This window comes from Nodosilinea sp. LEGE 07298, from assembly GCF_015207265.1.
Taxonomy (GTDB): Bacteria; Cyanobacteriota; Cyanobacteriia; order Phormidesmidales; family Phormidesmidaceae; genus Nodosilinea.
Map to the genome: position 1 here is coordinate 1 of NZ_JADEXE010000084.1, position 22,886 is coordinate 22,886.

The 22,886-nt window shown below is 55.3% G+C and carries 21 protein-coding genes and 1 pseudogene; 9 read left to right on the top strand and 13 right to left on the bottom strand.

Features of this window, described 5'->3' with window-relative positions:
• The 6 genes from proB to IQ273_RS13370 all read right to left on the bottom strand — a co-directional run.
• On the bottom strand, positions 1-779 hold a 779-nt coding region (gene proB, locus IQ273_RS13345; protein WP_194023670.1), incomplete at its 3' end, for a glutamate 5-kinase.
• Between the two features lie 367 nt (positions 780-1,146).
• A complete protein-coding gene (locus IQ273_RS13350) occupies positions 1,147-1,656 on the bottom strand; it encodes a YqeG family HAD IIIA-type phosphatase (RefSeq protein WP_194023671.1) in 510 nt (169 codons plus the stop codon).
• 146 nt (positions 1,657-1,802) lie between these two features.
• Positions 1,803-2,864: an endolytic transglycosylase MltG gene (mltG, locus tag IQ273_RS13355; RefSeq protein WP_194023672.1), complete on the bottom strand. Its 1,062-nt coding sequence runs from the start codon at positions 2,862-2,864 to the stop codon at positions 1,803-1,805.
• Between the two features lie 65 nt (positions 2,865-2,929).
• A complete protein-coding gene (locus IQ273_RS13360; RefSeq protein ID WP_194023673.1) occupies positions 2,930-3,496 on the bottom strand; it encodes a DUF3727 domain-containing protein in 567 nt (188 codons plus the stop codon).
• Between the two features lie 97 nt (positions 3,497-3,593).
• Positions 3,594-4,034, bottom strand: a complete 441-nt coding sequence (gene ruvX, locus IQ273_RS13365) for a Holliday junction resolvase RuvX (protein WP_194023674.1) — start codon at positions 4,032-4,034, stop codon at positions 3,594-3,596.
• Between the two features lie 27 nt (positions 4,035-4,061).
• Positions 4,062-5,282, bottom strand: a complete 1,221-nt coding sequence (locus IQ273_RS13370; protein ID WP_194023675.1) for a GNAT family N-acetyltransferase — start codon at positions 5,280-5,282, stop codon at positions 4,062-4,064.
• A 278-nt stretch (positions 5,283-5,560) separates the two neighbouring features.
• On the opposite strand from IQ273_RS13370, the gene cruF reads away from it, so the two are divergent.
• A complete protein-coding gene (gene cruF / locus IQ273_RS13380) occupies positions 5,561-6,484 on the top strand; it encodes a gamma-carotene 1'-hydroxylase CruF (RefSeq protein WP_194023676.1) in 924 nt (307 codons plus the stop codon).
• A gap of 132 nt (positions 6,485-6,616) precedes the next feature.
• Positions 6,617-7,825, top strand: a complete 1,209-nt coding sequence (gene cruG, locus IQ273_RS13385) for a 2'-O-glycosyltransferase CruG (RefSeq protein ID WP_228052977.1) — start codon at positions 6,617-6,619, stop codon at positions 7,823-7,825.
• On the opposite strand, the gene IQ273_RS13390 is transcribed toward cruG, so the two are convergent.
• Together IQ273_RS13390 and sds are read right to left on the bottom strand one after the other, a co-directional pair.
• On the bottom strand, positions 7,822-8,292 hold the full coding sequence (locus IQ273_RS13390) for a CYTH domain-containing protein (RefSeq protein WP_194023677.1): 471 nt from the start codon (positions 8,290-8,292) through the stop codon (positions 7,822-7,824). The two genes, cruG and IQ273_RS13390, sit on opposite strands and share 4 nt — an antisense overlap.
• A gap of 9 nt (positions 8,293-8,301) precedes the next feature.
• The gene (gene sds / locus IQ273_RS13395) at positions 8,302-9,273 is read right to left on the bottom strand and encodes a solanesyl diphosphate synthase (protein ID WP_194023678.1); all 972 of its coding nucleotides are present in this window, start codon (positions 9,271-9,273) and stop codon (positions 8,302-8,304) included.
• Between the two features lie 591 nt (positions 9,274-9,864).
• Between sds and IQ273_RS34395 the strand changes: the two genes are divergently transcribed.
• Positions 9,865-9,987: a hypothetical protein gene (locus tag IQ273_RS34395; RefSeq protein ID WP_255534498.1), complete on the top strand. Its 123-nt coding sequence runs from the start codon at positions 9,865-9,867 to the stop codon at positions 9,985-9,987.
• A 17-nt stretch (positions 9,988-10,004) separates the two neighbouring features.
• Here the strand turns inward: IQ273_RS34395 and murI are convergent, their stop codons facing one another.
• Positions 10,005-10,850, bottom strand: a complete 846-nt coding sequence (gene murI, locus IQ273_RS13400) for a glutamate racemase (protein WP_194023679.1) — start codon at positions 10,848-10,850, stop codon at positions 10,005-10,007.
• Positions 10,851-11,801: 951 nt separating this feature from the next.
• Here murI and IQ273_RS13405 point away from each other — a divergent pair.
• Positions 11,802-12,785, top strand: coding sequence for an RNA polymerase sigma factor, RpoD/SigA family (locus IQ273_RS13405; RefSeq protein WP_194023680.1), 984 nt, complete (start codon positions 11,802-11,804; stop codon positions 12,783-12,785).
• Positions 12,786-13,049: 264 nt separating this feature from the next.
• Here the strand turns inward: IQ273_RS13405 and IQ273_RS13410 are convergent, their stop codons facing one another.
• On the bottom strand, positions 13,050-13,649 hold the full coding sequence (locus tag IQ273_RS13410; protein WP_313898106.1) for a GGDEF domain-containing protein: 600 nt from the start codon (positions 13,647-13,649) through the stop codon (positions 13,050-13,052).
• Positions 13,650-13,700: 51 nt separating this feature from the next.
• Positions 13,701-13,976, bottom strand: coding sequence for a hypothetical protein (locus tag IQ273_RS13415; protein WP_194023682.1), 276 nt, complete (start codon positions 13,974-13,976; stop codon positions 13,701-13,703).
• Between the two features lie 659 nt (positions 13,977-14,635).
• On the opposite strand from IQ273_RS13415, the gene IQ273_RS13420 reads away from it, so the two are divergent.
• From IQ273_RS13420 to IQ273_RS13430, 3 genes are all read left to right on the top strand, one after another.
• A complete protein-coding gene (locus IQ273_RS13420) occupies positions 14,636-15,694 on the top strand; it encodes a cytochrome c oxidase subunit II (protein WP_194023683.1) in 1,059 nt (352 codons plus the stop codon).
• Between the two features lie 81 nt (positions 15,695-15,775).
• A complete protein-coding gene (gene ctaD / locus IQ273_RS13425; RefSeq protein WP_194023690.1) occupies positions 15,776-17,452 on the top strand; it encodes a cytochrome c oxidase subunit I in 1,677 nt (558 codons plus the stop codon).
• 113 nt (positions 17,453-17,565) lie between these two features.
• Positions 17,566-18,186 carry a heme-copper oxidase subunit III gene (locus IQ273_RS13430; protein WP_194023684.1) on the top strand — a complete coding sequence of 207 codons (621 nt, stop codon included), beginning with the start codon at positions 17,566-17,568 and terminating at the stop codon, positions 18,184-18,186.
• A gap of 142 nt (positions 18,187-18,328) precedes the next feature.
• Here the strand turns inward: IQ273_RS13430 and IQ273_RS13435 are convergent, their stop codons facing one another.
• Entirely contained in the window at positions 18,329-19,483 is a 1,155-nt protein-coding gene (locus tag IQ273_RS13435) for an acetamidase/formamidase family protein (RefSeq protein ID WP_194023685.1), read from the bottom strand.
• Between the two features lie 145 nt (positions 19,484-19,628).
• The gene (locus IQ273_RS13440) at positions 19,629-21,731 is read right to left on the bottom strand and encodes an FAD-dependent oxidoreductase (RefSeq protein ID WP_194023686.1); all 2,103 of its coding nucleotides are present in this window, start codon (positions 21,729-21,731) and stop codon (positions 19,629-19,631) included.
• Positions 21,732-21,990: 259 nt separating this feature from the next.
• On the opposite strand from IQ273_RS13440, the gene IQ273_RS13445 reads away from it, so the two are divergent.
• Both IQ273_RS13445 and IQ273_RS13450 read left to right on the top strand, forming a co-directional pair.
• On the top strand, positions 21,991-22,395 hold the full coding sequence (locus IQ273_RS13445) for a hypothetical protein (protein WP_194023687.1): 405 nt from the start codon (positions 21,991-21,993) through the stop codon (positions 22,393-22,395).
• Between the two features lie 280 nt (positions 22,396-22,675).
• Positions 22,676-22,886, top strand: a pseudogene (locus tag IQ273_RS13450) (FAD-binding oxidoreductase); the annotation flags it as partial.

Here is a 22,886-nt window from a genome sequence, read left to right on the forward strand (position 1 = left end):
GGAGCAAACTGGGTGCCTACCGCTTCCCCAGCCAGGGCTTTCACAACATTTTGGGGCTGGCGGCCATCGGTAATAACCGTGCGCACACCGGCGGTGGTGGCAATTTGGGCTGCCTCTAGTTTGGTGAGCATGCCGCCAGTTCCCCAGGCCGATCCCTGACCGCCGGCCACTGCTTTAAGGGCTTGAATGTCGGCCTGGCGATCGATCGAAATAATTGGCTTGGCCCCAGGGTTAGAGCGCGGGTCGGCAGAGTAGAGGCGATCGACATCGGTGAGCAAAAACAACCACTGAGCGCCAATCAGACTGGCAACCAGGGCCGAGAGGGTGTCATTGTCGCCAAACTTGAGTTCTTCTACCGCTACCGTATCATTTTCGTTGACGATGGGAATTACCCCCAACTGCAGCAGCTGGCGAAAGGTGCGGTAGCTGTTAACGTAGCGCGATCGCTGGGCCAGATCGCTACGGGTAAGCAGCACCTGGGCAATAGGTTGGTTAAGGGCCGAAAACAGGTCGTCGTAAATGCGCATGAGACGGCCCTGCCCCACGGCAGCTACCGCCTGCTTCATAGCTAGGGTTTTAGGGCGATCGTTCAGCTGTAGCCGCCGACAGCCAATGCCCACCGCACCCGATGACACCAGCACGACTTGGTGCCCCTGCTGGCGCAGTGTGCAGAGGGTTTCAACCAGCGCCGCCAGGGTTGAGAGGGCAAACTGACCAGTTCCACCACCTGTCAGGCTAGATGTTCCAATTTTTACAACCAGAGTTTGAACTGGGCTCACAATCAACCATCAACTATGCGAAAAGATAGCCCTGGCAGTATAGCAACCCTCCTAGGGCTAGTTGTGCGGCCTGCAACAGTGACCAATGGGCTTAGATTAGAAAGTTTAGGGCTAGAGGGGCGATCGCAGTTCCATAAAAACTTTGGGTGCCAACCCCAAGGTCGACACCCAAAAATGGCTTATTAAAATTAAGAGCCTTTATAAACCGGCCCCTCTTTATGTATACCTAATATCGCAGCTTTTCTCAGGTATCAAATTAACTCTAATATTTTCTTTATATTTTGCTGCGCAAAGTTTCTCTTTAGTTTGTTGCGGGTTGTAAAGGCGCTTTGCCTGCATAGGCCTGCATGGAAAGTGCTTTTGGCTGCTAGAGGGTAACCCCTAAATATTGAGAAATGATTACCTCAAGGGACCGTAAAGGGGACGTGCGTACGACCTGATTGAGGTCAGGCATGGGGCTGACCAAAATGGTAAACAATCCTATTCGATTGCCAGCCAGAACATCGGTAAACAGGCGATCGCCCACCATCGCTACCTGGTCAACGGGCAAATTCATAGCCGCTAGGGCCAGCTTAAGCTTTCGTCTTGAGGGTTTGCCAGCGCCGGTCAGGTAAGGTACCTCTAGCAAATCTGCAATACGGTTGATGCGAGGGGCGTTCATGTTGTTGCTCACCAGCCATACCGAGGCTTCGGCCTTAATTTGGTTCATCCATCGGGCTAGGTCGGGGTTGGTTTCAGCCTGACGCAGGGGCACCAGGGTATCATCCACATCTAAAATCAGTCCCCTAATGCCGTGGTGGGCCAGCAGATCTGGGGAAATGCTGAGGACGTTGCCCTTCAGAACTAAGTCGGGTTGTAGCAGGTGAGAAAAAGACATAACAAAACCATAACCCCCAGAGGTCAGCATAATCTAGATTGGGAGCCTGCGGCTGTGGGCGTAGGTTAGGGGAGCGATCGCGGCTTCCCCAGCCTTTGGCGGCAATGCTTTATCGGCCTTAACGCTTGACTACAGTCTTGCGGCGTCTAGTTATCAATAGTGGCTCGAATGGCATCGCGGGCCGCTTCATGCTCGACCAGGGTACGGCTAAAGACATGGGTGCCGTCGTAGCGGGCTACAAAATATAAGTAGTCGGTGCTAGTTGGGGCCAGGGTAGCCTCAAGGCTGGCTTTACCAGCGCTGGCAATGGGGGTGGGCGGCAGACCAGGGTTAAGGTAGGTGTTATAAGGCGAAGGCGTACCCACCTGGGTCCAGGTAAGAGGCTGCTCCTTAGTTTGGGTAATTCCCAAGCCATACTCTACGGTAGGGTCGGCTCCCAGGGGCATGTTTTGCTGTAGGCGGTTGGTAAACACCCCAGCAATGAGGCCCCGCTCATCGGGAACCACAGATTCTTTTTCGACAATGCTGGCTAGAGTGGCCCACTCCAGCAGCGAGAGGTCGGTAGTGGCCTGCTGGTACACGGGTAGAGCTACCGTCTCAAAGCGTTGCAGCATAACATCTACCACCGCTACAGGAGTGACCCCTTCAGCCGGAAGCTGATAAGTATCCGGAAATAAAAACCCCTCCAGGTGCGGAACAGTATCGGGCAGCCAGGGGTACTGATCTTTAGGAATTTGCTCTGTAGCCGCCAAAAAGGCGTCAGCCGAAAAGAAGCCAGCCTCCTGTAGATAGGTGGCCATTTGCCTGCGGTTCCAGCCCTCAGGGATGGTAAACGAAGTTTGCACCACCTGACCACTGCGGATGGTCTCGGCAATGGCGGTCATAGAGTCAATGGGGCTGAGGGCATAGGTACCCGCCTGAAACCCCGCTTCAGGGTTTTGCCAGGTCTGCCAGCGCGACCACAGCTTCCAGGCCAAAGCCGACCGAATTAGTCCTGCTGCCTCCAGGTCTTGGCCAATCTGCTGGCCTGGGGTACCCGGCGGAATTTGAACCTGTACGACTTGCTCAGCGGTTTCAGCGCTGTTTACACTAACAGGTCGGTTGGCCCAGCTCCACCAAGCCCAGCCTTGCCAGGCCGCTGCCCCCGTCGCTAGAGGTAGCAGCAGGCCTAGAAAACTCCATCGAACCCAGCGTGAACCCTTAGTCATAGCTGCAATCTTAATAACTGCCACCAGGGGCGTCCATGCTTTAAACGCCCCTACTCTAATAGCCTCTACTCTAATAAATCAAACAGTTTTTCTTCCAGGCCGCCGCGAATCAGCTGAAACTCTTCGGGCGTTACCACCTCCAAGGTTCCGCTGCTATTGCGGCTGGCAAAAATTAGCAGTGGATCTAGCGGCGTACACAGCGTGTATTCTTCGTCTTCGTAAAAGCAGGTGGCTAGAATTTGAAACTCTTCAGTAACGGGATTGCCAGCTTCATCGAGGTCATCAAGCTCTAAGGTGAGGCAGTTGTCTTCCTCAGCCTCAGGCAATTCTCCGGCGGCAGTCAGCGTAATAGCGGTGCGCTGTAGGGTTAGATTCTGCTCCGCCAGTACAGCCTTGGCCGTCAAGAAAATCTGGTCGATATCCTCATCTTCGACATCCATCAGGATGTCGTCTTCGTCGTTTTCGTCTTGCTGCCAAACGAAAATTTCAATCGGGGCGTCGATGGGTAGCAGCAGCAGGTATTCGCGACCATTGAGCTGAAAGCTTTGCTCCACCTGGCAGGGCAAAAATCGCCCGGCATCATCGGTAAGAACTACGGCTGACTCGTCGATGGGTTGAGTATTATCCGCCATGAAGCCACTCTTCTCTAAATAACCAGGTGCGGACAGTAAGGCCGCAACCCAGCATGAACACTGAACGGTCTTATCAGAATATCCCATCCTGTTACGTCTATTTACGGTGGGCTGATGGCGAGCGGCGTTCGTCTAACCAACGCTGCAGGATGATGGCAGCGGCTTTGCGATCGATCAGGGCTTTTTCGTTGGCGACAGAATGGCCTGCGGCCCGCATGAGCTGCTCTGCCTCCACCGAACTGAGGCGCTCATCCATATAAACTACGGACAAACCAAGTGCCTGCCTTAGTCCCTCGGCCACCTTACGCACCTGGCGGGCCTGAAAGCCCTCTTCTCCACCCATGGTCAGCGGCAGGCCTACAACCAAGACCTGAGCCTGCCGGGTTTTGGCAATCTGCTGAATATCGGTGACTAGCTCAACAAATGATCGCCGCTGTAGGGTCGTTAACCCCGTAGCGATTAGGCCAGTCCCATCGCAGCCCGCCACACCAACTCGTCTGCGTCCAATATCTAACCCCAGAGCGGAAATGGGTGTCATAGCGCCGTAATTATCGCAGCGTAGTGTCTAGCGATCGCTCTCAGAGCCAGGGGCCTCGGGGCTGCCCTCTGGCCTTGGCGACCCCAGCCCCGGCCAGCGCTCTGCCGACCAGGTCATGCGTCCGGGGATGGGCTTGCCAGCTGGCTGTAGCCCTGTAAACACATCAGATAGCTGTAACCCTTCTAACGATAGGTGGCGAGCCTCGCGCACTTTATGCCACACCGATCGCGACATCAGCAGCGCATGAGACTCAGGAATAGCCTGAATTTGAGTAAAGCATTCCTCGCGCTCGGGCTGGTAGTCGAGGGAGGTCAGCCGCAGCGACTGAGCCGGAAAGGGATGTAAAATTTTGGCCATTTGCGTCATCAGCTCTGGATAGAGCCAGGTATAGGCCGGATGCACTGTCAGCCCGGCTTCATGGGGCTGCTTACCATCCCGGGAAATCGCCAGCTTAAACTGGCCAATCGCAGCCTTGCGCTGCTGCTCAAAAACGTAGGCACTAACGGTTTCAACCTGGTTGACCAAGCGATCAGTAGTGGCGGTGGCGGTGCCCAATATACCTGTTTTGAAATCTTGAATTTGGTGGTCAAAGACCTGCCGCACCAGGGGCGGCATAGAGGCCGTATCGAGCTGGTAGAGCAGCTGGGCGTCGGCGTTGCTAATGGGCAGCAGGTTAGGCAAATCGGGCTCGCGCTGGGCCAAAGCGGCAATTTGCTCGGGCAGTAGCGCCCAGTAGGTCATCTGGGCGAGGGGCTGAAACCCGTTAAAGCGATAGAGAGCCAGGGCTGATTTGTAGCTAACATCGACTTCTATCATCCAGGTTCTGGCTTCCCACACCACTTCAAAGCAGTGACGCAGCAGGCGCGAACCAACATCCATGTAGCCAGAGGTACCAGGGGCGGCGGTATCTGCCAGGGCACGGCGGTTGATTATCACCTGCTCAACCCGCCAGGTGCTGCGAGTCTGGTTAAAGGGGGATACTTGAATCAGCCCGACCAGGCTCTTTTGGCGCTCGGCTACAAAAGTGGTTTGGCTCTGCTGCTGGACCGGGCGAGGCAGCCAACTCAACACCTTCAGCGGACCGTACCATCGCCGCTGAAAGTCAAGCCATGACACCATGGCTTCGGCGGCATCGCGATCGCCACCAGCCTCTAAATCGTCTGGCTGCCACTGCTTGAGGTCGTCTAAATCGCGGTACTGCAGCGGCCTAACTGTTAAGGTCGGGCCAGGGGTCATCATCGGTGCCATAGGATCTCAAAGATCTGACCTGTATGCCGTCATCCTAGCCGATTTTCCCAATTTCCACACCGAATCGCCGACGATCGGAACCTGCCTTTCCCACCTTGTAGAATAGATAACTTCTTCGCCCTGCCACACAGTCGGCGGCAGGGCGGGCACCCTGAAATTGACCGTTTACAAAACTTATGATTTAAGCGACGATTGCAACTATAGTTATCAACAGCACGTTGGCAGCGGGCGAATTTGGATTGGGCTGGTAGCCCGGCACTCAGTATCTAGGACTTACTATGAGAAATCTTTTAGCCATTGAGCGGTTTTGCCTATACGGTCACATCGTCGCCATGGCCTTTGGTCTGGCAGGGTTATTGTGGGTGGTACCCCACCCTGGCATCCTAGATTACTTACCTGCCGGGCAAACTCTGTTTCAGTGGAGCATGGCCGGCGGTGGTGTTGGCTACATTTTGCTAGGCACTTTAGCGGTGGCCCTGTACGCCTACCGTACCCTCGGTTTAGGTGCTTTGCTAACCTTTGCGATCGCAGCTGTTGGCATCTCCATCGCTAGCGAACTGCTGGGCACCAGCACTGGCTTTCCCTTTGGCCACTACAGCTATCTCAATGGTCTGGGTTACAAAGTAGCTGGGCTAGTGCCATTTACGATTCCGCTGTCGTGGTTTTATCTCGGGTTGGCGGCCTTTTTGCTGGCTCGCAGTGGTTTGGCTGCGGGAGGCGGTTCTAGCCGTTACGGCTGGGCGCGATCGCTGGCGGCAGTGCTGCTAGGGTCTGTGTTACTCACCTCTTGGGACTTTGTGCTCGACCCGGCCATGAGCCAGACGGCTCTACCTTTTTGGTACTGGCACCAGCCCGGCGCTTTCTTCGGCATGCCCTATCAAAACTTCGCTGGCTGGTTGGGTACAGGGATTGTGTTTATGGGCGTGGCCTTGACGCTTTGGAAGATTTTTAAGTTTTCTCCTGATCTCGATCAGACACAGCTAACGTTGCCTTTAGTGGTATACCTGTCTAACTTTGGCTTTGCTCTGGTGATGAGCCTCGCAGCTGGTTTTTACGTGCCCATTGCCTTGGGTATTTTGACCGGAGCGCTACCCGCTGTGCTGTGCTGGCGCGCTACCTCTCAAGAGTCTCTGAGCAGCTCAGCTCAGTCGGCTCAGGTACTTGAGACGTCAGTCAATTCTGCCAAGGTGATTTTGAAGTAGCCTCAATCGCTGCTCTCCAATCAACTCCTTACGACTTCCTGAGTTAATACTTTATTAGTGGCCGCTGGATTTTGTTCTGTTCGACAGATGCTGATCCACAGCCTGTTAGTTGGACTGTTTTGAGGTAATCCCTTGCCCGCTGATGTGGCTGCCCCATTTCCCTGGTTGAGTGCTGTAGCCGTGGTGCTCTTGGTGGTGCAGGTGCCAATGGTGGCCGTGCTGCTGTCGAGGCTGCTGCAAGGTCCGTTTCGCCGTCCGCCCCTGCCTCCTGCGGCCCCCACGCTTGATCAACTCGGTACGGTATCGGTGGTGGTACCTACTCTTAATGAGGCCAAGCGCCTGCGCCCCTGTCTAGAGGGATTATCTCGCCAGAGCTACGAGATGCGCGAGGTGCTGGTGGTAGACAGCCGCTCCACCGATGGCACGCAGGCGGTAGTCAAGGCCTACCAAACTGACGAACCACGCCTGCGTTTGCTTGAAGACGATCCGCTGCCCCAGGGATGGGTGGGTCGCCCTTGGGCTTTAGACTACGGCTTTCGTCATACTGCTGCTGCTAGCACTTGGGTATTGGGTATTGATGCTGATACCCAGCCTCAGCCTGGTCTGGTGGCAGCCCTGGCAAAAGCTATGGAGACCGAAGGCTACGACCTGGTGTCGCTAGCGCCTCGATTTATTCTCAAATACCCCGGCGAATTTTGGCTGCAGCCAGCTCTCTTGATAACGCTGGTCTATCGCTTTGGCCCGGCTGGCAGCCCCAGCGGTTCACCTCAGCGGGTGATGGCGAATGGTCAATGCTTCATGGTGCGGCGATCGCTGCTAGAGCAACTTGATGGGTACCAGTCTGCCTCAGCGTCATTTTGTGACGACGTTACCCTGGCCCGCTACGCCGCCGCCCAGGGTGCAAACGTGGGCTTTTGGGATGGTAGCCACTTGCTCAAAGTGCGCATGTACGAAGGTATGGCCGAAACCTGGCGCGAGTGGGGCCGATCCCTTGACCTCAAGGATGCGGCTTCTGCCCCCCAGGTGTGGTGGGACTTAGCCTTTCTAGCTTTAGTGCAGGGGCTACCCTGGCTGCTGGTGCCAGGACTATGGCTGGTGCAGCCTGGGTGGCCAGGGAGTTGGTCGCTGCCGCTGCTGCTGCTTTGGGCCATTAACCTTGGGCTACTGGTTATGAGAATTGGCATGCAGGTTGCTGTTGCCTCGGCCTACGATTTTCAGGGAGCGCCTGGAGCCTGGGCCTTTTGGCTGTCGCCCCTGGCCGATCCGGTGGCCGTGGTGCGCATTGGCCTTTCTTCCCTGCAGCGGCCTACCCAGTGGCGAGGGCGGCAGTACTCAACTTAGGAATCCCAGGTGCTGTAAGGCTGGCGCGAGAGGTTGGAGTTTTGGTAGCGAAGGTCGGAGGTGACCTCTGCGCCAACCCATTCTGGTAGGTCGACGGCCTGCTCAGGGCTGGTCAGCTCAACCTCAGCGACAATTAAGCCCCGATTGTTGCCCCAAAACTCATCTATTTCCCAAACTACATCACCTAGGGGTAGGCGGTAGCGGGTTTTTTCAATTAGAGGAGGGGTGCAGAGGGTTTCTAGAATGACTTGAGCGTCTTCTACTGGAATAGGGTACTCAAACTCAGGGCGCACTAGGCCAACAGCGGGGCCTTTGAGGGTGAGATAGGCGCGATCGCCTACTTGTCGCACCCTGATTGTACGAGCATCCTGAGTTGGAATGTAGCCCTGGCGCATGACCTCGCCGACAGCCGCACGACGCCAGCTATCGCCTACCACCAAAAACTTCCGCTCGATCTCTAGGCCCATAGAACCGCCTTAAGAAATACGCCTCAGCACATAGCTAGTTAAATCTTGCAGGGCCTGACGAGCGGCGGAGGGCGGTAGGCGCTCTAAGCAAGTTGCTGCCTGACGAGCGTGGTGGGCGGCCAGGTCGCGCGATCGCGCAATGCCGCTGCTGCAATGGATTAGCTCGATAGCCTGGTCAAAATCATGGGCTTCAGAAAACTCTCGTTCAATTAGGGTTGTAAGAAAGGGATGTTCGGCCATAGCGTAAAGTACCGGAGCGGTCAGGTTACCGCTTTTAAGATCAGAACAGGCTGGCTTTCCCAGTACATCGTCAGAGCTGGTGAAGTCGAGAATGTCATCGACTACCTGAAAGGCCAGCCCCAGGTGACGACCGTAGTCGTAGAGCTGCTCAATCAGCGTTTCGGATATTTCACTGAGCACCCCCGCTGCCTTAGCGCTGTTGGCCATTAGAGAAGCGGTTTTGAAATAGCTTTTGTCTAAGTACGCCTCAATGGAGAAGCTGGTGTCAAAGCGGTTGAGACCCTGCTGAATTTCGCCCTCTGCTAAATCCATGATGACCTGAGAAAGCAGTTTTACTACCCGCAGGTTGTCGAGGTTAGCCAAATACCACGAGGATTGAGCGAACAAGAAATCTCCGGCTAGCACCGCAATGCGATTGCCAAAGCTGCTGTGTACGGTAGGCACTCCCCGTCGCAGACTGGCCTCGTCTACCACGTCGTCGTGTACCAGGCTGGCGGTATGAATCATTTCGGTGATTTCGGCCAGGCGGCGATGCTTAGGCGTGATGTCTTGCCCTGGCAGTGTGGCCTTCGACAGCAGCAGCACAATGGCTGGGCGCAGCCGCTTGCCCCCGGCCCCAAATAGATGTTCTGCCGCCGCCGACAGAATGGGATGCCTGGTCCCAACTAACCCCTTGAGGTTTTGGGTCATTTGGTCAAGGTCGGACTCAACCGGCGCGAAAAGAGAAGTTACTGAAGTCATGGACCCCGGCAAGAGCGGTAAAGTTACGAATTTTTACATATTCTATCGTCATTCTAAGACAACCCCGGAGGGAGTATTGGCAAAAGCCTTGGCTTTTCTTTGGCCATAGACCTTAAACTCAGGGCTGGCAGCGGTTTTGCTCTAAGGCTAAAACCTTTGTGACGGGGGCGTTGTAGCGATTGATGCTGCGATCGCAGCGAGGCGTGAGGTAAGCAATTGTCAATCTTGGGAAGGGCCTAAATTTAGGCTGGCCTAGGGCGCAAATCGGCCTCCCGGCTGGGAAATCCCGTGATAGACTTAACTTAAGAATTTCTCAAGACAACAGGCAAGTTCTAGACGGCTACTTGGCCAGATTATTGCTTGTTTACTACTTTGAGTTGATCTCGGCGCTGGGTGGTTTTTCCACCTGCTTTATAGGCGTCAGGTCGTTTTCATACGTTTTAAGGGTGTGCAAATTGCACCCTAAATAGTCCTGGGGCAAATTTCCTTCTTTAGAGAAGGGTTGGATTTCTGCATCCTTTTGGCTGTCGCTAAACCCAGTTTGCCCATCCAATGTTACCGAGCTTTATTTCTCACTTACTTCTCCTGACCATGACTTACGCTTCCACTTTATGGGTTATTCCTCTACTGGCGATCGCTTATCTACTGGTGGTCTATGGGGCGCTGCTGCTGCTGGCTAAGCGAGCTAGCAGCTCACGGCGCACCGAAGGTTAGAAGGCTAGGACTAATAATTAGCCCTGAGGCTGGACGACTAGCTCTGGTAGGCGAATTTGGTTGACCTGAGGCTGATGACCAAGCCACTGTACGGCAAGGCGCTTAAAGTCAGTGGCTGACCCGCTGACATAAAACTCCGTTGACCAAGCAGGGACGCTGCTGCGCAGCCCCAGGGCATCGAGTTCTTGGGCGGCGGCGGCCACCATCGAGATGGCCGGGTCAACGTACTGCACTGGGCTGGGCAAAATTGACGTCAGCACCGGAGCCAGGTGGGGATAGTGGGTGCAGCCGTACACTAGGGTGTCAATATTGGCGGCTATCAGCGATCGCAGGTAGGTTGCTGCGGTTTGCTGGGCGTGAGGCGTTTTGATTTGGTTTTGCTCAACGATGGGCACAAACTTGGGGCAGCCAACCTCCCACACCTGACAGGTTGGTGAAATTTCTAGAATAGCGTTGGTATAGGCCTGGCTGTTGACGGTAGCCTGGGTCGCAATGACTCCAATATGCTTGCCTCTTAGGGCAGCCGCCTGCGCCCCTGGCCGAATTAATCCCAGCACCGGAAACGGAAACTCTCCCTGCACCTGGTCTAGGGCCAGAGCCGAACTAGTGTTGCAGGCCATCATCACCATCTTGACGCCCTGCTCGGCCATCCAGGTCAAAATCTGGCGCACAAAGTAGAGAATTTCTTCGGGCGATCGCGATCCGTAGGGCAGCCGCGCTGTGTCGCCAAAGTACAGCACAGACTCATTGGGGAGCTGGCGATAGATTTCGCGTAGCACCGTCAGGCCACCTACCCCGCTGTCAAAGATGCCGATAGGAGCGGGTCTCGTGGTCAGCAGACGGTGGTTTAGCCCGTGGTTCATGGGTGCTTATGCCTATGAATGAAAAATTAATCTCACTGAGTTTACCGGTTTTGGTCGGCTTTCGGACGGTTTTTGGAGCGATCGCCAGCCGGTAAAAAACTCCATCGTTGGCACAGATCAGAGTCTACGGGAAGGCTTGAGAAACTTGTAGTATGCTGTTAAACCCGCCATAGAGCTGCCATATTGCTGACACACCGCTGTTACATGGTCTGGGTAATCTGATATTGAGGAATGCTAGTTAGGCTGCCTGGGCTAGTGATGCGATCGTTAACCCGTTTAGTCAGGTTCGGTTTTCCTAGGGGGTAAGCCCCATTGGACTAAGGGTTCAAATCCGTCATTATCTATATATACGTTCGGGCCAGTGTTACAGCTAGAGTCTGCTGATTCTAGAACTGACACATCTGATGCAGACCACCTCGCAGGAGTTCGTTACTCTAACACCATGGAAACATAGCCGTGTCCTTAGTCGTCAAACAGGCAACTACACTTGTAACACTTTACGCAACCAGAAAGTTGTTATATTCTGGAGGAGTAAACTCATAATGCCTTCGAGTTTCAGCCTAGGGGTTGACCTCAGTGCTTTGCTCAAAATGCTTTGTTCAAGATAGTGGCCTCAGCGCTGGTGCTCTTAACGTCATTGTCCTCCCTGGTTGCCTCACCTTGTAGTGACGCATTGCGAGTGATTAATTTAATCCTGATCTTTAAGGGTTAGCTCAGGAAAGTATAGGACGCTAGTTTTTGATTGGTTGGGTATAGGTGAGAGACGCAGCATGCCCAACCTCTGCTCTATAAGTAAGTGTTAGCAGATTAGTTTAGTTCTGCCCAGGCAGGCGTTTTTAGGTATTGAGTACGAGTTCTATCGGGTCATCATTGCTTCAATTTTTTGAATTTCAGGTTTTTGGGTTTTCGGTTTCGGCGTATTCGCATTGTCAGTGGAGGAAAGGTTAATTCATGGCTAAAACAAAAACTCGCACATTAAAAAGTAAGCCTCTCTACAGTGCCGACGCTGTAAGAACCTACCTCCATGAGATTGGTCGGGTTCCCCTGTTGACCCACGAAGAAGAAATTATTTTTGGTAAACAGGTGCAGTCCTACATGGCGCTGCTAGAACAGAAGGCAGGCTTGACTGAGTCTCTAGACCACGAACCCAGCGATGCCGAGTGGGCCGAAGCGGCTGGGTTGAGTGAAGAGCAACTTAAGCAAACCGTGCGCCAGGGCGAGCGAGCCAAGCGCAAAATGATCGAGGCTAACTTGCGCCTGGTCGTTGCGATCGCAAAGAAATACCAGAAGCGCAACCTGGAGTTTCTCGACCTGATTCAGGAAGGCACCCTGGGGCTGGAGCGCGGGGTTGAAAAGTTTGACCCCACCAAGGGGTACAAGTTCTCAACCTACGCCTACTGGTGGATTCGCCAGGCGATTACCCGTGCGATCGCCCAGCAGGCACGCACGATTCGCCTGCCCATTCACATCACCGAAAAGCTCAACAAAATCAAGCGAGTACAGCGCGAGCTGTCTCAGCAGCTAGGCCGTAGCCCCAATGCCAATGAAATCGGTGAAGCGCTAGAGCTAGAGCCGAAGCAAATTCGCGAGTTTTTGGTGCTGGCGCGGCAGCCCATTTCTCTAGATGTGCGCATTGGCGACAACCAGGATACCGAGTTGCAAGAGCTGCTTGAAGACGACGGCATTTCGCCTGAAACCTTCACAGCTCAAGAGTCACTCAAGCAGGACATTCGTAACCTGCTGTCTGAGCTTACCCCTCAGCAAAAAGAAGTGATTACCCTCCGCTATGGTCTAGAAGACGGCAACGAGCTGTCGCTGGCCAAGGTAGGCAACCGCATGAACATCAGCCGAGAACGGGTGCGCCAGCTAGAGCAGCAGGCCCTCAAGCACCTGCGTCGGCGCAAGGCCACTATGCACGGCTACATCGCCAGCTAACGGGCTACGGCTAACGCAATCCCCCCCATCAGCGGACAGGAACCTGTTTGCTGGTGGGGGGCATTTTTATGCGATTGACTACTGTTTTTTGCTCTGCTCAAAAGCGTTTTACCTGTAGCTGAGGACATCAGCTACGGGTAAAACGCTTAATACTGGGACGCTACCAGGTCAGCAAGAGTCTTGATCGAGCCGTCGCGCTTATACGCCCTTTAACATTAGAAGACTTAACGTTAGAAGACAGGGGGCAGGCCGAGATTGAACTACCTAGGCGATCTGGCCAACGCTGTAGAACCAGGCTTCGGCATGGATTTGGTTGCGGCCTGAGTGCTTAGCACGGTAAAGAGCCAGGTCTGCTTTGCTAATTAGATCATTGATGTGGGGCAGTGACGTTGTGGCGTTGGCGTCTGGGGTTGCTGGCCAGCACGACAACCCTACGCTGGCGGTAACGGAGAGCGGGGCGCTATCGCTGTCGAAGGGAGTGGCCGCAATCACCTGACGCAGCCGTTCGGCCCCACTCCAGGCCTGGGTCTGGTCGGTTTCAGGCATCATTAGAATAAATTCTTCGCCGCCGTAGCGGGCCAAAATATCGCTCTGGCGCAGGTTGGCCTTAATTCGCAGGGCAATGTCGCGCAGCACCGCGTCGCCCGCTAGGTGACCACAGGTGTCGCTGATGGCTTTGAAATGGTCAATATCGATTATTAACAGGGTGACCGGGCGGTTAAAGCGAGCCGATCGCGCCAGTTCTTGGCTGGCTAGCTCGATAAAGTGGCGGCGGTTGTAGATGTGGGTGAGTGAATCGCGCATAGCTAACTCTTCAAGGGCGGTTTGGGTAGCTTTGATCTCAGTAATGTCTTCGACTGTGATGGAAGGAGCAGGGCCTAAACAGTAGGGCTGAACCGGAGCTGATACACGTGCTTAAAATTCACCCGTAACGCGCTTCTCAAACTCTTGCCGGACCGACTCTGCAATTGCGATCGCCTCAGGGTATATATCGGCATGGGATTCTTTCAGCCAGGCAATCAGGCCGCTAAACTGGGCATTGCGCAGCTCAAGGTCGGCTTGAAAGATAGACGCGGTAGCCATGTGTTGGGCATAGGTGGGTGGATGACCTTGTCTGACAAACTGGGCCGTCAACGCCACGAGGGCTTCCTTGCGAACATCGGGCTGGTTTGAAGCCATCGAAAATTCCATGGTGCAGTGTCTCCCAGAGTACAAAAACGCCTCAGCGGTAACGAGTTCTACCGCCCAGGTATTTTGCCTAGCATGCCCACCTGCCAGCGCCTACCCCAACTTGCAAAAAAAAGTAACTCGATGCCCGGTGGTGCTGTCAATGGCCTGCCAATGCTCCACAAGCAACAGGCTTAGACGATAGAGCTGGGGCCAGATCGGGCCTATGCCAATTTGAGGGTCAAAGGTTTGAGGTCTCCCCAACTGAGCAACAATGCCCTTCTGCTAGACCTGTCTATCTTTGACCTGTCACCTCTGAACTGCCATGTCTAAACTAGACAGAGATTAGAGAAAACCAACCACAAGAACAGCAACCCAACGGTCGATAGCCTCGAATTTTGGCGAAATTCGCTCTACTGGCCGCAAAAACGATTGATTTGTTGCCAAAGTCCTAGGGGCTTGATGACTTGCCAGGTTACAAAACTTCGCGAAAAGGTCGTGAACTGCTAATAGAGTTGAAGCAAAACGAAAGTTTCTCAAGCCAGGCCAGATCTGCCCTTTAGCATGCAAAGAGGCATGACTAAGGATTTTTTAGCCTTGGCAGTTAATTCGCAAGTTCCAGGTGCATGTCCTCATTGGGTTGAGTCCTGCATCTTTCGCAACATCTCCTCAGGAGAGTAGCCATGAAACAAATTCCCGCCCCCTTTTGGACACTGGTTCTCGGTATTGCAGTCACCCTGATAAGTCTGTGGGTGGGGCAAAATCACAATCTGCTGCCGGTGCAAGCCTCAGAACAGGCACCCCTGGTCGATGACCTGTTTGGCGTGATGGTCACCATTGGCACCGCTCTGTTTATTGTGGTGCAGGGGGCGATCGTCTACTCGATGATTCGCTTTCGCCGCCGCAAAGGGGATGACACCGACGGCCCACCCATTGAGGGCAACCTACCCCTAGAAGCCTTCTGGACCGCTATTCCCAGCATTATTGTGGTGGGCCTGGGGTTATACAGCGTGGTGGTGTTTCAAGAAATGGGCGGCTTTTCGCCTGGCGGTCACCACGGTCACGGCGCTATGGTTGCCATGGCTCCGCAGCAGTCGGTGATCGATGTGGCTCCGCTGCTGGCTCAGATGGGCCTAGGTGAGAGTGCCGATGCTGATGTCTACTCCAAAACCCAGGTCTACGGCTTTGGGGCCAGCCCTCTGGTGCAGATGAATCAGCCCGATGTGACGGTCAACGTAACGGGTATGCAATTCGCCTGGATTTTTCGCTACCCCGATACCGGCATCACCGATGGAGAACTGCACATTCCTGTTGGTAAAGACGTGCAGCTCAAAATCGAAGCTCAAGACGTGATCCATTCTTTTTGGGTGCCGCAGTTTCGCCTGAAGCAGGATGCCCTGCCTGGTGAACCCGGTGAACTGCGCTTTGTGGCAACCCGGGAGGGTACCTATCCGGTGGTCTGTGCCGAACTGTGTGGGTCCTACCACGGCGCTATGCGTACTCAGGTAATTGTGCACTCCCCCGAAGACTATGCCGACTGGGTGGCCAGTCGGGTAGCCGAGGCGACGCCGACAACAACGGTGGCTCAGCCCTTAGAGAACCCTTCTGATGCCGAGTATTTGGCCGCGGTGGTCAAAGACCGACCCTTTGGGGCCATCGCTCCAGATTTGGCCAAATCCCCAGTGCAAATTGCCCAGATGGACCACGCTCAGATGGACCATGGGGCTTTCGCGAATCACTAAATCCGCTTTGGCTGGATTTCTCCTAAAAGGTTCCCTTCTGGGGTTGCCGCAATGTTTAAGCCCTTTAACAAGACCCGATTTATGGCTCAAGCAGAAGTTTCCATCAAACCCACTGAGGATCAAGGCGGCCACGGCCACCCTGACAAGTGGAAATGGTACGACTACTTCACCTTCAATGTTGACCACAAGGTCATCGGTATTCAGTACCTGGTGACGTCATTTTTGTTTTATTTGGTGGGCGGCTTTATGGCGGTGCTGATGCGCACCGAGCTGGCTACCCCCGACTCAGACTTTCTCAGCCCCGAGCTGTACAACGCCTTTTTGACCAACCACGGCACGATCATGATCTTTCTGTGGATTGTGCCAGCGGCGATCGGGGGGTTTGGCAACTTCCTGATTCCGCTCATGATCGGGGCGCGGGACATGGCCTTTCCTAAGCTCAACGCGATCGCGTTTTGGCTTAACCCTCCGGCGGGGGCGCTGCTAGCCGCGAGCTTCTTCTTTGGCGGGGGTGCCCAGTCGGGGTGGACCTCGTACCCGCCTCTGAGCGAAATTACCGCAAACCTGCCCCAGACCCTATGGTGTTTGGCCCTGATTATGGTAGGAACCTCCTCCATTTTGGGTTCGGTGAACTTTTTGGTCACGATCTGGAAGATGCGGGTGCCCAGCATGAAGTGGGATCAGATGCCGCTGTTTTGCTGGGCCATGGTGGCGACGTCTATTCTGGCGCTGTTCGCGACGCCGGTGCTAGCGGCGGCCATGGTGCTGCTGCTGTTTGATATCAACTTTGGCACCTCGTTCTTCAAGCCTGATGCGGGCGGCAATGTGGTGGTTTACCAGCACCTGTTCTGGTTCTACTCGCACCCGGCGGTTTACCTGATGATTTTGCCTATCTTCGGCATTATGTCGGAGGTGATTCCGGTACATGCCCGCAAGCCGATCTTTGGCTACAAGGCGATCGCGTACTCTTCCCTAACCATTTGCCTGGTAGGGCTGTTTGTGTGGGTACACCACATGTTTACCAGCGGCACTGCCCCCTGGATGCGAATTTTCTTCACCATTTCAACGCTGATTGTGGCGGTGCCTACGGGGGTCAAAATCTTTAGCTGGGTGGCCACCCTGTGGGGCGGCAAAATTCGCTACACCACAGCTATGCTGTTTGCCGTGGGGCTGCTGTCGATGTTTGTGTTTGGTGGCCTCAGCGGGGTAACCCTGGGGGCTGCGCCCTTCGACATTCATGTGCACGATACCTACTACGTGGTGGGTCACTTCCACTACGTGCTGTTTGGCGGGTCGGTGTTTGGCATTTACTCAGGGGTGTACCACTGGTTCCCTAAGATAACTGGGCGCATGTTGAATGAGACCCTGGGCAAGGTGCACTTTGTGCTGACCTTTATCGGCACCATTTTGACCTTTACCCCCATGCACCAGCTCGGGATGCAGGGTATGCCGCGCCGGGTGGCTATGTACGATCCCCAGTTTGCTGACCTAAATCAACTGGTGACCGTCGGAGCCTACATTCTGGCGGTGTCGGTGATTCCGTTTTACTTCAACGTGCTTTGGAGCTGGAGGTCGGGTAAAGAGGCTGGCCCCAACCCCTGGAATGCCTTGACCATGGAGTGGACAACTGATTCGCCGCCGATTATCGAAAACTGGGAGGTGCTGCCGGTGCTGACCCACGGCCCCTACGAGTACGGCATGGATAAAGCCGTTCAGGTTGGCCCAGCGGGAGAACCTACCGAGGCGACCCAGGTGTAACGGTACGGGATCACCGGGGGCGAAATGCTCTCGGTGATTCCCGTCGCCTTCTTGTCTACCCACCTACTCCCTTCCGATCTGCTCACCACCTACTCTTTACCCCCCGATACCCTATGCAAGGCGCGATTGACTCTACTACTGCCGCAGCGGCCAATGGCCATGCTGTAGAAGCCCACGAAGAGCACCAGGATTTACGGGTGCTTGGTCTAATCACCTTTTTGGCCTCAGAATTTTTGATGTTCGCGGGCTTTTTTGCGGTGTTTTTGGTGTTTCGCGGCAGCAATGCCGAGTGGCCGCCGAAAGAAACCGAGGTTGAACTGCTGCTGCCTGCGGTGAATACCCTGATTCTGGTGTCGAGCAGTTGGGTAATCAACCTGGGCACTAAGGCGATTAAGAAGAACGATTTAGCAGGCATGCGCAAGTGGTTTGGCATTACCGTTGCCATGGGCGCGGTATTTTTGGTCGGTCAGGTGTATGAGTACATGAACTTGGGCTACGGTCTAAGGACTAACCTGTTCAGCAACTGCTTTTACCTGACGACAGGCTTTCACGGAGCGCACGTGTTTATCGGACTGGTGCTGATTTTGGGGGTGCTATGGCGATCGCGCCGCGCCGACCACTACAGCAGCCTGGCCCACACTGGCCCCGAGATGGCCGAGATCTACTGGCACTTCGTTGACGTCGTTTGGATTGTGCTGTTTAGCCTGATCTACCTGCTGACGCTGATCAAGTAAGGTTGCCTGACACGCAGAACCCCGAGTTTTTCAAAAACTCGGGGTTCTTTTTGATCGGTGAATGAGTGATGCCGAACCCTGGTGGATTGCTCTCAACCGGTCAGGGCGACTACCGTTCTACCCTAACCGATTGGATAGAGGATTACTTCTCCAGCGCGGTGAAGCGTTCCTTGGGAATCACGCCGTGAATACCCTTGACGATATCCACCACCTGAGACACCTCAAAGTCGATGTCGGCACTGCCGTAGAGCAGCGCATCGGCCTTGGTCAGACCGTACTTGTCCTCCATGATCCGCAGGTATTCGCGCACCGACTTCTTCATCGCTTCGTTCAGGTCAGTGTCTAGGCCAACGGCAATCCAGGCGTCTGCGGTTTCGCCCATAGGCGCGGGTAGCTCCATACCCTTGTGAAGCACTAGCTCAAAGGTGGGTGTCAGCGAGCATTCGATCGCCGTCAACGCCACTTCGCCATTGCCCTGGGCGCAGTGGGGATCACCGGAGTAAAACAGCGCCCCTGGCACCTGTACCGGCAGGTACAGGCTGCTGCCTCGGCCCAAATGCTTGATGTCTATGTTGCCGCCGTACAGACCGGGGGGGACCGAGTTGACGGAGTTCTCGGGATCGGCAGGCACGACGCCCATCAGACCCATGAAGGGTTTCAGCGGAATTTCTAGATCGGGTAAGCCATTGGAGGGCCTGAAGATACCAATCTCTTTCTCGGCATCAATAGGAATGATTTTGGTGTAGATCGGAGCGTCGTTTTCGGGATATTCGCCCGGTAGCGAGCCCTTGCCGTGGCGATTGGAGATGACGCCGTAGGGGACACGGTAGTCGATGCCGATGGTTCTGATTTCGAGCACGTCGCCAGGTTCGGCATCTTCAACGTAAACTGGCCCGGTGATGACGTGGGGGCCTGGCCCAGATTTAGGCACCGTGCCCTTGATCGTGATCTGGTCGGGCAGAATATCATCTGACTTGATGCCGCCGCCAGTCAAAAACTCAACGGTGTCGCCCTGATCGGCCAGGATGCCTTCGTGGGAGACGGTTTCCATACGGATGCGATCGCCCGATTTAACCGTCAGAATTGGCGCACTATCGGGCTTAAACAGCTCACCCCAGATCACATTGCCGGGTACCGATTTGACATCGTAGGTTTCAACCTGGGCTGTAGCGGGGGCAAACCATGATGACCAAGTCGTCGCTACCAGCAGACACACCCCGACTCCACTCACAACCTGTAACAGACGCTTTGACGCTCTCAAAGACTGCTGTCGCTTTAGGCGCGTAAACAATTTCATAGGTTTAACTGACCATAAAAACCTGACCAAAAATTAGTGAACAGGTTTTCAGACTTTCAGATTGTAGTTTTTATTACTTAAAATGCAGCAAAACACGGCAAAAGCTCGGGCATTGCCGCTAGAAACAAGCGTTAAGCCCGGTAGGCTATATTTTCAGCCGCCCCTTCAGCACCTCATAGAGCACGCGGGAGAGTTCGCGGCGCTGTAGATTTTGGCGATCGATTGGGGTGCGGCCAAAGGCCTTGTCGTAGACCTCGGGCATGGCCCGCTTGACCAAAAGCGAGAGCTGTTGACGGGTGATGGGGGCGTCGGGGGCAAAGCGGTTGTTGCCGACTCCGGCAATCATGCCGTGGGCGTGGAGGGTTTCGATCGGCATGTAGGCCCAGTGCTTGCCTGGCAGTGCATCGCTGAAGGTGGGTTTGTCGGGCAGGCCCGTGGGCAGCTTGAGCGCGTTGACGAGAGCCGTAGCGACGACGGCTCGACTGACTGGCGCATAGGGCTTAAAGCTCAGGCTTCTAGGGTCGTCGCTGCGCACAATGCCCGCTGCCGCCAGTACCTGAATCGCTTCAAAGTCGAGGTCGTCGTGGCTAATGTCGTTGAACCAGAAGATGGGAATGCCGTTGCGGGCCATAAAACCCTGGATTTTGCGAATATGGCTCTCTTCAACTGCTAGCTGCCTGGGATCTAGCCCTGTCCACACCGAGAACACCGCTAAAAACCCGCTGGCCTCGCCGATCGCCCACTCCATCGGGTGCATACGGTAGGCGGCGTTAGTAATGTGAGTGGTGCCAATGCTCTTGGCCGACAGCACCAGGCCATCGGTGTCTTGAGGCACCAGTGCACCCAGCGGTAGGCTAAAGGGCAGGGCGATCACGTCCTTACCTTTGGGGCTCACGTGGCCCTTGGCATCGTTGCCGTGTAGATCGAGGTAGTGGTACTGGCCAATGCCCACCGAATCGTCGAAGCAGCGGGCGCGGGCCTGGTTGGGAAAGAAGGTTTCGGCCACATCTTCATGGCGAATGGTGGTCAGGGCAATGCCTCGACGGGCTTCGCGAATGTAGGGTTCGAGGGCAATGCCGTCTTTAGTCCAGGTGAGATCGCCGCGCGGCTTGAGATCGGCGGCCCCGTGGGTTTGCAGGTAGTGGACGTAGGCCTGGGCTCGCTGCCGCGCCCGCTGAATGTGCAGGGCTCGCTCGTCTCGGCTGACCCCCACCAGCCGTCCGGGGCGGTAGTCGTTGCCGCAGCAAAAGGCCCGATCGGGCTCGCTAGAGGTGCCCCAGTTGAGCACGGCCACATCGCCAGGGGCGACTTTTTTGTCGTGGGGGTGTGACCGGAACAGCCGCCGATAGCGAAAGATGCCGAAGTCGCTAAAGAAATCCCACTTTTGCCATTTATCGGGCTGGGCCTTGGTCCAAAAGTTGCCGGTGAATTCTTTCAGGCCAATCCAGCCCTCGGTTTCAAAGCCGTTGGGCTTGCCGATCGCGACTCCTTTGCCCCGCGCCGTGTGCTCGACTACCACATCAAAGGTGATCGACTGCTGGCACTGGGGGCGGGCATCTTCAGGCAAAATCGCTTCACCGGTTTCGTGGCGGGCTTCCTGGCCCACGCGGGAGGGAATGTTGCCCACCTCTAGCAGGTCGCCCAGGTCGGTAGCCTCGACGGTGACTTTGGCTCTGACGGTAAAGGTGTGGCCTTTCTGGGTATCGCGAAAGATCACCCCCTGCACCCGCGATCGCCCATTTCCCCCCTCCAGCGCCACCTGGACAGGTTCCGCAAAGGGAATCAGCGTGAGGCGACCATCCCGTAAATACGGCAGCAGTGCCTCGTTCATGGCCGTGGCGGCGACCACTGGCGTTGTCGCTAAAGGGCTGACCCAGCCGCCGCCGGGGTTGGCCACCTTTTTGCCGCCCACGGGCTGTAGCTCCCGCTGGCGATCGCGAAACGCTTGCTGGGCCTTAGAAATGGCAAACTCTTCGCCATCTACCGTGTACAAACCCGCCTTGGCCTGGAGCAAGTCGCCATCGTCGGAGGCGGGCAGGGCCTGGGCGGTGAACTGGCCACCCACTACTTGGTGGGGCTGCACCAGGCACACATCTAGATTGAGCCTTAACGCGGTCAGCGTGGTAGTGTAGGCGGCGGTCGAACCACCTACTACCAGAATGGAACAGGTGAATTCGGCCCCAGCGGATGGACGGGTAAACGCCCCATCGGCAAACACCCCATTGCGCTGAGTAATGGCATTAGGCATAGCGGCAGATAGTCTCTAGAGTGCACTGATTTTAGGTCACGTCGGCGGGCGACGCGCTAGGGGTAGTCGCTCAACTTACATGAATATTTATTCACGCAAAGGTAGGCCAAAGGTAAGAGATACCAGACTTAAATCGTCCCAAAGAGCCATCCTATGTCTGCCTGCTGAGCGATGCTGCGGCCTGGTTGCCCGGTTTATAACTGGGCAAGACCAACACTTATGACTTACCTCTAAGTGCGACTTCTTTCAGGAGATTTTTATGACTGTTAATGCGATCGCAGCTAAGCTTCAGCGCATGCTTTGCGTGGGCCTAGTGGCTCTAGTGATTGGCTCTAGCCTGCTGTTTGGCTTTAGCACCCCAGCTACTGCTCTGGGTAACGAAGCTGGCGACATTGTGCAACAACGGGCCGAGCGAGAATTTGACCGCAAAACTGGGGCTGGCACCGCCAACCAACTCGAAGGCCGCGCCCAGGAAGAGATCGGCAAAGCCCAAAATAAACTCGATCGGGCAACCGGCGGCACCGATGGCATTGGCAATCAGGTTGAAGGTCGAGCCCGACGGGAAGCAGGCCGCGCCCAGGGTGCCGCAGAAGATGCCGCTGATGCCGCTCAAGATGCTGGCGAAGGCTTTGTGGAATCGGTTAAAGACTTCTTTGGTCAGTAGAGCTACGGCTTCAACAGGTTTACGTTTCTCTAATATTTGTCGAATTGTCGCTGATTTGACATTTGGTAGCCTCAACTATGGGGCTGCTTTTTTATGGCGGTATCGAGTCCGCAAAATGTGTGGTTTGTAGAGATACTCGCCAGCGATCCCCCCAACCCCCCTTGAAAAAGGGGACAACCAATCGGGGTTTCGAGAGCCCCCTTTGCAAGGGGGCGGCGAAGCGGGGGATCCACAGCCTGTAGCGCTGTTTCATAAACTTGATATTAGGTAAGATCAGGCAATGACCCTTACCCAACACATGCTTTCCGGCTTACCGGGCAATCCCCTGGTGGGGCTTGAAAAGGCCGACGACCTGTGGCGGCGCTATCGCACTGGCGACCTGCCCCAGCAGCAGGTCGTGCACCAGGCTACAACGCCCCTGGAATCGGTCGAGTGGGATGTGGTGATCTGCGGCGGCACTCTGGGCGTGCTGGTGGGGGCGGGGCTGGCGC

What these genes read in the sequence shown, in the direction of transcription:
- cruF (WP_194023676.1), top strand. Translation starts at nt 5,561, where the DNA reads ATGAGAAATCTTTTAGCCATTGAGCGGTTTTGCCTATACGGTCACATC.
- IQ273_RS13415 (WP_194023682.1), bottom strand. Translation starts at nt 13,976, where the DNA reads ATGGAATTTTCGATGGCTTCAAACCAGCCCGATGTTCGCAAGGAAGCC.
- IQ273_RS13370 (WP_194023675.1), bottom strand. Translation starts at nt 5,282, where the DNA reads ATGGCACCGATGATGACCCCTGGCCCGACCTTAACAGTTAGGCCGCTG.
- IQ273_RS34395 (WP_255534498.1), top strand. Translation starts at nt 9,865, where the DNA reads ATGACTTACGCTTCCACTTTATGGGTTATTCCTCTACTGGCGATCGCT.
- IQ273_RS13360 (WP_194023673.1), bottom strand. Translation starts at nt 3,496, where the DNA reads ATGGCGGATAATACTCAACCCATCGACGAGTCAGCCGTAGTTCTTACC.
- sds (WP_194023678.1), bottom strand. Translation starts at nt 9,273, where the DNA reads ATGACTTCAGTAACTTCTCTTTTCGCGCCGGTTGAGTCCGACCTTGAC.
- IQ273_RS13440 (WP_194023686.1), bottom strand. Translation starts at nt 21,731, where the DNA reads ATGCCTAATGCCATTACTCAGCGCAATGGGGTGTTTGCCGATGGGGCG.
- mltG (WP_194023672.1), bottom strand. Translation starts at nt 2,864, where the DNA reads ATGACTAAGGGTTCACGCTGGGTTCGATGGAGTTTTCTAGGCCTGCTG.
- IQ273_RS13350 (WP_194023671.1), bottom strand. Translation starts at nt 1,656, where the DNA reads ATGTCTTTTTCTCACCTGCTACAACCCGACTTAGTTCTGAAGGGCAAC.
- ctaD (WP_194023690.1), top strand. Translation starts at nt 15,776, where the DNA reads ATGGCTCAAGCAGAAGTTTCCATCAAACCCACTGAGGATCAAGGCGGC.
- IQ273_RS13405 (WP_194023680.1), top strand. Translation starts at nt 11,802, where the DNA reads ATGGCTAAAACAAAAACTCGCACATTAAAAAGTAAGCCTCTCTACAGT.
- IQ273_RS13445 (WP_194023687.1), top strand. Translation starts at nt 21,991, where the DNA reads ATGACTGTTAATGCGATCGCAGCTAAGCTTCAGCGCATGCTTTGCGTG.
- murI (WP_194023679.1), bottom strand. Translation starts at nt 10,850, where the DNA reads ATGAACCACGGGCTAAACCACCGTCTGCTGACCACGAGACCCGCTCCT.
- IQ273_RS13390 (WP_194023677.1), bottom strand. Translation starts at nt 8,292, where the DNA reads ATGGGCCTAGAGATCGAGCGGAAGTTTTTGGTGGTAGGCGATAGCTGG.
- IQ273_RS13420 (WP_194023683.1), top strand. Translation starts at nt 14,636, where the DNA reads ATGAAACAAATTCCCGCCCCCTTTTGGACACTGGTTCTCGGTATTGCA.
- ruvX (WP_194023674.1), bottom strand. Translation starts at nt 4,034, where the DNA reads ATGACACCCATTTCCGCTCTGGGGTTAGATATTGGACGCAGACGAGTT.
- IQ273_RS13435 (WP_194023685.1), bottom strand. Translation starts at nt 19,483, where the DNA reads ATGAAATTGTTTACGCGCCTAAAGCGACAGCAGTCTTTGAGAGCGTCA.
- IQ273_RS13430 (WP_194023684.1), top strand. Translation starts at nt 17,566, where the DNA reads ATGCAAGGCGCGATTGACTCTACTACTGCCGCAGCGGCCAATGGCCAT.